Genomic DNA, 9,263 nt, shown 5'->3' on the forward strand with positions numbered 1-9,263 from the left:
TAATCATTCAATACATTAATATCTCTGCTCATAACACTATTATAATTAAATAATTCATAAATGTCAAAATATATTTTGGCTTTATTCTAATTCCCGCCCTTTAAGCTTGTTAATTTACTTTTAAATTTATATCTTTAATTTCTTTATTGCTTAAAAAGAAATGTTAACACCCACCCAAGATTTGTTTAAATTTATAGCCTTATTACCGCCGATAGAATTGAATGATAAATATAAGCGTATTTATAATTATAATGTTTGTTATATTAGAAATTTAGCTTACCGGCGTTAATATACTTTATAGCTTTCTATATATATTCTAGCGTCTTCAGTGTTTGCAAAACGATTAACTTTTAATTTATAAATTATATCTATATAATTGGCATTCAAAAGTTTTCTTATTTCATCTTCACTGCTGTTCCATATAATAGCACTTGCTTTTTTGTCCGATTGTGATAGTTCCAATCTTAAATGAATCTTATTGTTTTTTGGCATTTTCTTTATATCATCTACTTTTACATTCTTTGATATAAATAAAGGTTCTTCATTGCCGTTTCCATAAGGCTCAAATAATTCTAAATCTTTAGCTAATTTAAGCCCTATATCTTTAAAGCTTAATTCTATATCAAATACATCAACTTCTTTTTCTGTTTGGAAATTTTGAGATGCAGCATATTTTATTATTTTACTGCTGAACTTATCAAAATCATCAGTATTCAAAGTAAATCCGGCAGCATTCTTGTGACCACCGAATCTGCTTAAATAAGTGCTGGCAGCTTCTAGCATATCCCTAGCATTATCATCTCCTCGGCTTCTTATACTTCCAATACAAACACCGTCATCAGTTTCATGCATTATTACTGCAGTTTTTCCATATTCACTTAAAACCTTTCCTGCTATGAGTCCGGTTAAACCTTGCTCTATCTTTTTGCTTTTTACTATTATTATAGGGAGCTTTAAACAGCTGTTTGTCTTTATATATTCATTAACTATACTAAAATTAGATTCTGTCAAAGACTTTCTAGTTTCATTCATATTGTAAATTTCTTCGGATAAAGAAATAGCATCTTCTTTGATTTCACAAGTAAGAAGTTTTAATGCAGTTTCTGGGCTTCCCATTCTTCCAGCAGCATTAATAAAAGGTGCTATCTTCCAGCTTATAGCCTGTGTGTCTACTTTAGTATTTAATAAATTTATTTTTTCAAGCATAGTATTGTATCTAATATGACTAGGCTTTTCTAATTCCTTTAAAGCACATTTAACATAAGCTCTGTTTTCTTCTATAAGAGGCACTACATCTGCAACACTTCCAAATAATACAAGTATGGATTTTTTCTTTATATAGTTTTGAAGCTGTTTTTGACTTATATAAAACATTCTTCTAAATATTTCTAATTTTATAATTAAATCTTTATATTCTATACTTTCATATCTGTAAATATTAACATTAAGAGCCAAAGCGAAATCATTTAAAGTTTTTGTTGTTTTTATATTAACATTTCCATAATTAGCCCCTAATTGAAGAAGGTCATATACGCTTTCATATTCAGGTAAATATATTTCATATTTTTCATATAAAGCAATCAGCCTTTTTAATCTTTCTTCCCCGCCAGTAAGTACCAATACAGTACCATCTCCCTCAAACATATAACTTGCAAGTTCTTCTAATACTTCATCTTCAGTCATAAGTTCATCATAGTAATCTATATACATAGACTTATAACTATTATTTCCTGCAAGTTCAAATCCGAATACTTCATCGCTTGGTACAAAATTTGTAGCTTTTAATGCTCTTATTTTTTTTAAAGTAGTTTTTGCTTTATCTAGTTCATAGTCTAATACAATAACATCTTTATTGTATAGTTTAGTATATGAAAATACAAAGGCCTGCATAAGTTTAAAAGCCACAGCACAGCCTGAGAAATTTTTTGAAACGAATCCTGTATTTGAAATTTTAGGATTGAAAATAGCATAAGCATTAGGAAGTATTTCCGGTATATCATGGTGATCTGTTACTATAATATCAATATTTAAATCTCTTGCAAATTCTACTTCTTCAACATTTGATATACCGCAGTCAACTGTAATGATAAGGCTGACTCCTGAATTGGCATATTCCTCTATAACAGTTTTAGAAAGTCCGTATCCAGTTGTATGATTAGGTACGAATGCTTCAATATTTTTAGTAACAATTTTTAATGTATTGTATATTATAGAAGCTGCAGTAATTCCGTCAGCATCTTTATCTCCATATACAAGTATTTTTTCATCATTATCTATAGCTTCTTTTAATCTATCAACAAAAACATTAACATCTTTTATGTTAAATGGGTTGGATAATGAATATATATCTTGGAAGAAAAAATCAAATATGTCTTCGTTTGAAGTTATACCTCTTAAATTTAGTAACTCTTTTACTATTGGATGTAAATTATCTATATTATTCATGCATTTATTCACTTAAATTAAATATTGTTTGATAGTATATTTTATTTATAATAATCTTTCAAGTACTATTTATTATCTTTAATAGTAAAAATATAGTAAATATCAAATAAATAATTAATACAAAAATACGATATTAATATAGCATATTTTATAATTTTTAGGAGTCCTTTATATGGGGGATAAAAACGCTGAAATGTTCTTAAAAAACGGCTATGTTGCCTTTAATAATAAGAACTATAAAGAGGCTATAAATTATTTTTCTGAAGCTATAAAACTTGACCCTAATTCACCAGAAACTTATTATAACAGAGCTAATGCCAAAGTTAATTTAGATGATAAAAATCTATATAAAAGTGCAGTAGAAGATTATTCTTGGGCAATAAAACTTAATGATGAATTTGCAGCTGCATACTATAACAGAGGTCTTATCAATAGAAGTTTAGGAAATCCTGAAGATTCTATAAAAGATTTTGACAAAGCTATAGAACTTAATTATAATCTTGAGGAATCTTATTATGTAAGAGGCAATACAAAGGCTAGTTTAAAAGATTACAAAGGTTCCATTGCAGATTATGATAAGGCAGTAGAAGTTTACCCTCATTTTTCAGATGCTTATTATAATAGGGCATTGTCAAAAAGTGCTTTAGGAGAATATAAAGCTGCAATAAAAGATTATGATAAAGCTATAGAATATAATTCACGTTTTGCTGATGCCTATAATAATAGAGGAAATGTTAAAGAAAAATTAGGTTATTATAATGAAGCTATAGATGATTATACTAATGCTATACATGTAAATAGAGATTTTATAGAGGCTTATTTTAACAGAGCAAATGCTAAATTTAATGTAAAAAATTATAAAGGTTCTCTTGATGATTTTTCTGAGATAATAAAGATAAATCCTAAATATGCAAAAGCCTATTATAATAGAGGTATTGTTAATAATGCCATTGAAGAATATAAAGATGCTATAAAAGATTTTGACAAGGTTATAGAATTAGAACCAAATTTTCCAGATGCCTATTACAATAAAGCTGTTTCAATAAACCATTTAGGAATATATGATGAGGCTATAGAATATTATGATAAAGCTATAGAGCTTAATCCAAATTATTCTGAAAGTTATTGTAATAGAGCTATATCAAAATCTAAAATGGCATATATTCAAAAAGATAAAATCAGCAGTGAAGAATATAATAAATTAATAAAAGAATCAGAAGATGATTTTGAGAAGGCTTATACTTTGTCAAGCAATAATAATATAAAAGCTATAATAAAAGAAGGCATTAAAAAACTTGCCAGTCTTAATATGGAAGCAGCGGTTAATTTCTGTAAAAAATATAATATTTAAGTTGGACAAATTAAAAAAGAAGGGCTTCATTTTTATAATGAAAGCCCTTTTTTATTATAATGATTTTTATTAATTAATCATTTGAATTCCATTGAGTTATAGCTTTATCATTAGATAATTCAGGTATAGAATTTTTATTGAATTTTGGTTCTTTATGATTTTTTAATTCTGATACATAATGTTTTGTAAGTAAGTATACAGGTTTATTAAGCAATACTAAAATAACAATGTTAAGCAATGCCATAACACCCATAAACATATCACCAGCACCCCATATAGTTTTGAACTCTGCCAATGATCCAGCAAATACCATTACTATAGTCATAAGTCCAACTATTATATATGAAACCATATTGTCTTTTAAAGCAAAAGCACCAGTTTTTATATAGAAGAAGTTACCAAGTATAGAACTGTAAGATAATAACAATATACATACAGTAATAAAGTAAGAACCGAAGCTTCCTAAATGAGATTCCATAGCATACTGGAATAATTTTATTCCTTCCATATCTTTTACAGATTTCATAGCTTCTGGGGATAATAAAAGTATGAATCCGGAAATAGAACATATAAGCAAAGTATCAGTAAATACTGAGAACATTTGTATAAGTCCTTGCTTACAAGGGTGAGATGAATGAGCAGCAGCTGCAGCATGAGGAGCACCTCCCATACCAGCCTCATTTGAGAATAATCCTCTTTGTAAACCTTTAGAAATAGTAACACCTATCGCACCGCCGAAGAATGCAGTTGGCTTGAAAGCTTGTACAAATATGCTTTGAAATACTGAAGGCACTGAAGATAAATTAGTTAAGAATATATAAAGTCCTATTAATATATAAGGTATTGCCATAACAGGTACTATAAATACACAAGCATGTGTAATTGTATCTCTTTTTTTACTAAATAAAATTATTCCTGTAATTGCTGTTAATATTATAGCTGTAATGTTAACTGGTACATCATATTTTGATAAAGCATTTGATATTGTGTTTGCTTGTACTCCATTAAAAGTAGTATAAGTAAATATCATACATATAGCAAATAGGGCAGCTAGTATTGGTTTTTGAAGTTTGCTTTTAATATAGAAAGAAGCTCCTCCTATAAATTTTCCAGCTGAATCTTTTTCTTTATAAAGCTGTGCCAATGTACTTTCAGTAAAAGCTAAACTTCCGCCTAAAAGTGCCATAAGCCACATCCAAAATAAAGCACCGGGACCGCCTGATGATACTGCAGCCATAACACCTGTAATGTTTCCTGTACCAACTCTTGATGCTGTACTAATACAGAAACTTACAAATCCTGAAACTCCATCTCCTTTTTCATGTTTTGAAAATAAAAGTTTTAGGGCATGTATAGAATGTGAAATTTGTATTCCCTTTAATCTGATAGTAAAGAATATAGCAACTACAAAAAACACAGATAACAGTAAGTAGCCATACATTACATCATTTGTTTGGGTTATGATGTTGTTAATAATCTTCATTTTTTATCCTCGTTTTTTAATAATTTTTTGATACAGCATTATACAATAAATATATATTTTTTTCATATATATAATATATAAAAAATATAAATTATTTCTTATAGTAATCGAAAAAATTATTTAAATGCAGTAAGTTTTTTTGTAACTTCATTTCTTTTCTTTATGTATTTATCATATAAAACTGGATTAGGTTTTTCATTATTAATTATATAAAGATTATAATTAACCACTTCAAGAAGTTTAGTATAATATATTTGGGCATTATAACTGTCGCCCAAGCTTTCATATATCTTTGCTAATTGTTCTAAAACTTCATCATCATTTTTATTTATTTCTATGACTCTTTTCAAATATTCTATTACAATATTACCGTTATTATTCATATCATTTTTAAGTAAATATACAGCGTCTTTTATTAAATCAGTATCTTCATCGCATATTTCTATAGCCATTTTATAATATTTAGATGCATTGTTATAATCATTCTTTAATATGTAGGCATTTGCTAATTTTTCATAATATATATAATTATTCTTTTTTGCTTCTATTGCTTTTAAATAATTTTCAACACTTAATTCTATATCGCTTAGTATAACATTTACTTTATACTTACTATAATACCAATCTCCTAAAGATGATAAATAATAATGATTATTTTTATCTAAAACTTTACTCATATTGGTAACCATTATACCTATATCATTAATCATAGTTTTATCATCATTCATCATTAGGTATTCTAAATAATCCATATTGAAATAGATATTATCTTTATAAAAATTAAAGAACATACTATATAAATCTTTATCATACTTTGAATTAACTATTCTTTGTGAATAATAGCCTATTAAAGAAATATATTCATCTTCTTCTATATCTACTTTTTTATTATTAACAGATGAATAATTATATATATCTTCAATCATTTGATTTATTGAATTAAATAATTTTTCTTCTTTTGAATATATATTTTTTTCAAACCATTTATTTTGCTTGCTTGTATCAAATATTATATAATTTAGAACTACGCCGTTTTTATATTTTAATAAATTATAAGTTACAGAAATATCTGATTTATTATTAATAGTGAGTTCTTTAATTTTTGATTTTATAGTGTCATAATTATTTTCTTTAATAAACCTAGAAGGCACTATATCAAAATCAGAATATAAAAATAGATTTTTAGTAACCAAATCATTAACTGCATAAAAGGCGTAATTATTTGTGTTTACAGTTTCAAAAATAATAATCTTTTTTTGGGCAAAAGATATGCTGTAAAATAGTATAAATATAAAAAATAATTTTTTTAGCATTTATTAAATATACAATATAAACATTAAAAAATCTATACTTGTATTTTATTTGCTAACACTATATTATTAGATAAAATTTTAATTAAGGAGCTTATATGGTATTAGACGGCAGAGAATTATCTAAAGGTATAAAAGAAAAGATAAAATCAGAAGTAGAAATGTTGTACAAAAAACCAAGAATAGACTTTTTATATTTTGATGATGATAAATCTACAGAAGTTTATTTTACAAGGGCAAAAAAACAGGCTGAAAGTGTTGGAATGATTGGGGAGCTTCATAATCTTTCTGCAAATACGACAGAAGATGATTTTATTACTTTAATAGAATATTTGAACAAAGAAAAAGAAATAAGCGGTATAATGATACAAATGCCTTTGCCAAAACATATAAGCAAAAAGAGAGTATATGAAACTATATCTGTAGAGAAAGATGTTGATGCTATATCTCATATTAATTTGGGAAGAATATTTATGGGTGAAAGCGATTTAGCTCCATGTACTGCTAAAAGTGCTATTGCTTTAATAGAGAAATCAGGAGTTCAAATAGAAGGAGCAAATGCAGTTGTAATAGGAAGAAGTGAAATAGTAGGCAAGCCTTTAGCACATCTTCTTTTACAAAGATCTGCAACAGTTACAATAGCACATTCAAAAACAAAGAATTTAAAAGAGATTTGTAAGAATGCTGATATATTATGCGTATCTATAGGTAAGGCTGAATTTATCACAGGCGATTATATAAAAGAGAATGCAGTTGTTATTGATATAGGTATAAATGTACTTGAAGATGGTTCATTAAAAGGCGATGTTAATTTTGAAGAAGCTTCAAAGCTGGCATCGGCAATTACTCCAGTACCTAATGGGGTAGGAAGTGTTACAGTTGCTATGCTTTTGAGTAATTTGCTTTATCTTCATAGAAAATATAATAATAAATAAATTAGATTTGTTTGAATTTTATAATTAATATTATGATGAAAAAATAAATAAAAAGCCTGTATTTGATTAATACAAATACAGGCTATAATTTATGCATTATAGGCGTTCAATTTTTTAAAAATACCTTATGTCAGATAGTACATATACTGTTAAAACTGTAGGGTTGTAGCCTTCCTTAGATACTTCTATTGTTAATTTTGAACCTAGCATATTAACTCCATAAGAGAATACAGGCTCAAAATAGTAAAAAATACCATCTACTAAAAGACCTTCATGGAATACTATGTTTTTATTTTCATCAACTTCAATTTTTGTATGATCTTCTATTTTACTTATAGCTTCAGGTGAGGGCTTATGTCCTGCAACGGTAGTATCATCTTCAATTTTTGTAACTTTAAATATTAGTCCGTCTAAATCTTTATGTTTTCCAGCAAGCCCAATAGAATTTATACTGGTATGACTGTGCATTAGTTTATAATCGCCGTAAACTCTAATCTGAATATCTATAGGATCATTTTTTTCGCCTGCTCCGGATACATATAAATCAAGTTTTTTAGGGTCTGTAGGTTCTTCTGGAGTAGTTGGTTCTGTAGGTGTTGATTGATCTGTTGTTGGCTCTGTAGGAGTTTTGCTGCAGCTTACAACTAGTAATGATAAAGTTATTATAATTACTAAAATAGAAAAAAATTTTTTGTTCATGTTGAACTTCCTTATTTAATTTTTTAAACTTCGGCTATAATATTTGATGCCGAGTATTTTTACTTAATTTCATTGTTAATAATATAAAGAGATAATATATAAAGTATAATTTTTTATGATTTTTTTTATAAAAATTTAGAATATGTATTTTAATTAGTATATACCTAAACAAATATACTTTGTCAAAAATAAATTTATGTTTTGGTTTTATATTTGGGGCTTTGCCCAAACCCCACTTCTTTTGCGACCGAAGGAAGTACTGTAAGTATTGCCACAAAGAACCTATATCCTCGACAGGCTCGGATACGCTTTGCGAAAGGCTGCATTTCGACTTAAATTTAGTAATTTATCTTACATGTAAAACATAATTAGTATGATTTAATATTAATTTTATACTTGCACTTTTTGGTTCTTTGACGCTGTCCGCCTGTGGCGTGCGGCGGGAAAAAGAACAACAAAAAATTGACAAAGTTAAAAATTTTTAGTATATACCTAAACAAATATACTTTGTCAAAAATAAATTTATGTTTTGGTTTTATATTTGGGGCTTTGCCCCAAACCCCCACTTCTTTTGCGACCGCAGGGAGTGCCTGTGGTATTGCCACAAAGAAGCTATATCCTCGACAGGCTCGGATACGCTTTGCGAAAGGCTGCATTTCGACTTAAATTTAGTAATTTATCTTACATGTAAAACATAATTAGTATGATTTAATACTAATTTTATATTTGCACTTTTTGGTTCTTTGACGCTGTCCGCCTGTGGCGTGCGGCGGGAAAAAGAACAACAAAAAATTGACAAAGTTAAAAATTTTTAGTATATACCTAAACAAATATACTTTGTCAAAAATAAATTTATGTTTTGGTTTTATATTTGGGGCTTTGCCCACTGCGAAGCACACAGAGTGCAGATCTGCGTGCTTACGCAATACCCCACTTCTTTTGCGACCGCAGGGAGTGCCTGTGGTATTGCCACAAAGAACCTATATCCTCGACAGGCTCGGATACGCTTTGCGAAAGGCTGCATTTCGACTTAAATTTAG

6 protein-coding genes are annotated in these 9,263 nt (G+C 27.8%); 2 read left to right on the top strand and 4 right to left on the bottom strand.

Going from position 1 to position 9,263, the window contains the following annotated elements; all coding sequences use genetic code 11:
- Positions 1-285: 285 nt before the first annotated feature.
- Positions 286-2,445, bottom strand: a complete 2,160-nt coding sequence (gene recJ, locus Q0K52_RS13820) for a single-stranded-DNA-specific exonuclease RecJ (RefSeq protein ID WP_297300434.1) — start codon at positions 2,443-2,445, stop codon at positions 286-288.
- 172 nt (positions 2,446-2,617) lie between these two features.
- On the opposite strand from recJ, the gene Q0K52_RS13825 reads away from it, so the two are divergent.
- Entirely contained in the window at positions 2,618-3,796 is a 1,179-nt protein-coding gene (locus Q0K52_RS13825) for a tetratricopeptide repeat protein (RefSeq protein ID WP_297300437.1), read from the top strand.
- A 73-nt stretch (positions 3,797-3,869) separates the two neighbouring features.
- On the opposite strand, the gene Q0K52_RS13830 is transcribed toward Q0K52_RS13825, so the two are convergent.
- Complete coding sequence (locus Q0K52_RS13830) at positions 3,870-5,279, bottom strand: sodium:alanine symporter family protein (protein ID WP_297300439.1); 1,410 nt, start codon at positions 5,277-5,279, stop codon at positions 3,870-3,872.
- A gap of 116 nt (positions 5,280-5,395) precedes the next feature.
- A complete protein-coding gene (locus Q0K52_RS13835) occupies positions 5,396-6,592 on the bottom strand; it encodes a hypothetical protein (protein WP_297300441.1) in 1,197 nt (398 codons plus the stop codon).
- 95 nt (positions 6,593-6,687) lie between these two features.
- On the opposite strand from Q0K52_RS13835, the gene Q0K52_RS13840 reads away from it, so the two are divergent.
- A complete protein-coding gene (locus Q0K52_RS13840; RefSeq protein ID WP_297300443.1) occupies positions 6,688-7,524 on the top strand; it encodes a bifunctional 5,10-methylenetetrahydrofolate dehydrogenase/5,10-methenyltetrahydrofolate cyclohydrolase in 837 nt (278 codons plus the stop codon).
- A gap of 114 nt (positions 7,525-7,638) precedes the next feature.
- On the opposite strand, the gene Q0K52_RS13845 is transcribed toward Q0K52_RS13840, so the two are convergent.
- Positions 7,639-8,223 (bottom strand): hypothetical protein, encoded by a 585-nt coding sequence (locus Q0K52_RS13845; RefSeq protein WP_297300445.1) that lies wholly within the window; start codon positions 8,221-8,223, stop codon positions 7,639-7,641.
- Between the last annotated feature and the right edge of the window lie 1,040 nt (positions 8,224-9,263).

The organism is uncultured Brachyspira sp. (assembly GCF_944390845.1).
Classification (GTDB): domain Bacteria; phylum Spirochaetota; class Brachyspiria; order Brachyspirales; family Brachyspiraceae; genus Brachyspira; species Brachyspira pulli.

What these genes read in the sequence shown, in the direction of transcription:
- Q0K52_RS13835 (WP_297300441.1), bottom strand. Translation starts at nt 6,592, where the DNA reads ATGCTAAAAAAATTATTTTTTATATTTATACTATTTTACAGCATATCT.
- Q0K52_RS13825 (WP_297300437.1), top strand. Translation starts at nt 2,618, where the DNA reads ATGGGGGATAAAAACGCTGAAATGTTCTTAAAAAACGGCTATGTTGCC.
- Q0K52_RS13830 (WP_297300439.1), bottom strand. Translation starts at nt 5,279, where the DNA reads ATGAAGATTATTAACAACATCATAACCCAAACAAATGATGTAATGTAT.
- Q0K52_RS13845 (WP_297300445.1), bottom strand. Translation starts at nt 8,223, where the DNA reads ATGAACAAAAAATTTTTTTCTATTTTAGTAATTATAATAACTTTATCA.
- recJ (WP_297300434.1), bottom strand. Translation starts at nt 2,445, where the DNA reads ATGAATAATATAGATAATTTACATCCAATAGTAAAAGAGTTACTAAAT.
- Q0K52_RS13840 (WP_297300443.1), top strand. Translation starts at nt 6,688, where the DNA reads ATGGTATTAGACGGCAGAGAATTATCTAAAGGTATAAAAGAAAAGATA.